At 62.3% G+C, this 1,406-nt stretch carries 1 protein-coding gene; it reads left to right on the forward strand.

Annotation, left to right across the window (positions count from 1 at the left end; translation table 11 throughout):
- Positions 1-99: 99 nt before the first annotated feature.
- A complete protein-coding gene (locus ILT44_RS30340; RefSeq protein ID WP_204243327.1) occupies positions 100-1,080 on the forward strand; it encodes an IS110 family RNA-guided transposase in 981 nt (326 codons plus the stop codon).
- The last annotated feature ends 326 nt before the right edge of the window (positions 1,081-1,406 follow it).

The following is a 1,406-nucleotide window of genomic DNA, read 5'->3' on the forward strand; positions in this document are numbered from 1 at the left end:
TAATGCAACATGGGGTTATTCCGGGCCTGGTGCCCTTCGACGGTAGGGTAGGGTCTGATGCGATCAGGCCTAAACTGGAAGCCAACGGAGAGTATCCTCATGAAGCAGTATGTCGGGTTGGATGTATCGCTGGAGCAGACAGCAGTCTGCATTGTCGACGAGCACGGGAAGGCGCTCTGGCGTGGCAAATGCGCCTCGACGCCAGACGCCATTGCGGCAGTCGTCAAAGCGAGAGCCCCGCATGTGGAGCGGATTGGCCTGGAAAGCGGCCCGTTGTCGACCTGGCACTGGCACGAGCTAACAAAGCTTGGTCTACCTGTGATCTGCCTCGATGCGCGCCATGCCAAGGCAGCGCTGTCGCTGCAGGTGAACAAGACCGACCCGAATGATGCGCTTGGGCTGGCACAGATCGTGCGCACGGGCTGGTATCGGGAGGTCACCGTCAAGAGCCTGGACAGCCAGGGGATCCGTAGCTTCCTCAGCTCACGCGCTCGCTTAGTGGAGGTGCGCGTGGACCTGATCAACCAGATCCGTGGCATGCTCAAGCCCTTCGGCTTGGTGGCTGGCAAGGGAGGCCGTCAGCCCTTCATCGACCGCGTGCGCGAACTGGTGGCCGATGGGCCGCTGAAGGATGCTGTTGAGGCACTCCTGACCGCCTTGCAGGAGGTCAGCCGGCAAATCGGTATCCTCTCCCGTCGCCTCATGGGGCTGGCGCGCCAGGATCAGGCGGCCCGACGCCTGATGACAGCTCCCGGTGTCGGCTCTCTGGTCGCATTGGCCTACATCAGTGTCATCGACACACCAGACCGGTTCTCGAGCTCGTCCAGCGTAGGGGCTTACCTTGGCCTGACCCCACGACGGTATCAGTCGGGCGAGGTCGACCGAAGCGGTCGGATCTCCAAGTGCGGCGATCCGCTCCTGCGAACTTATCTCTTTGAGGCGGCCGGGATCCTGTTGAACCGGGTCTCGCGCTGGTCTGTGCTGAAGGCCTGGGGCACCCGGCTCGCCAAGAAGGTGGGCGGCAAGAAGGCGACTGTAGCGGTCGCGCGTAAGTTGGCGGTGATCCTGCATCGGATGTAGCGCAACAACACGGACTTCCGGTGGTCGCGCCAGGAAGGGCAGCCTGCATGAGATAGACACCCTAAGAGATCCGCCAGATCTGGCGGTACGATGTCCCTGTCGGGACGAGGCATCAGCTATCGCGTGGGCTCCGTTGCGGCCTGAGACCTGAACCTCAGGGAGCAGATTGACCGCGTATGCAACATGGCGAGGCTGAGGCTTCCGACCCCATCATGCGGCGGTGCCTGCCGACCGCGGAGAGAACCATGACCCGACAGGTGATATCAGCCGAACTGACGGAAAGGGCCGCTCAAAGGGCTTGACCGGAATCCCCGGAATAAGAGAAC

It is taken from the genome of Microvirga arvi (genome assembly GCF_016892765.1).
GTDB lineage: Bacteria > Pseudomonadota > Alphaproteobacteria > Rhizobiales > Beijerinckiaceae > Microvirga > Microvirga arvi.

Bases quoted from the DNA above. Each gene is read 5' to 3' on its own strand.
- ILT44_RS30340 (WP_204243327.1), top strand. From the start codon at position 100: ATGAAGCAGTATGTCGGGTTGGATGTATCGCTGGAGCAGACAGCAGTC.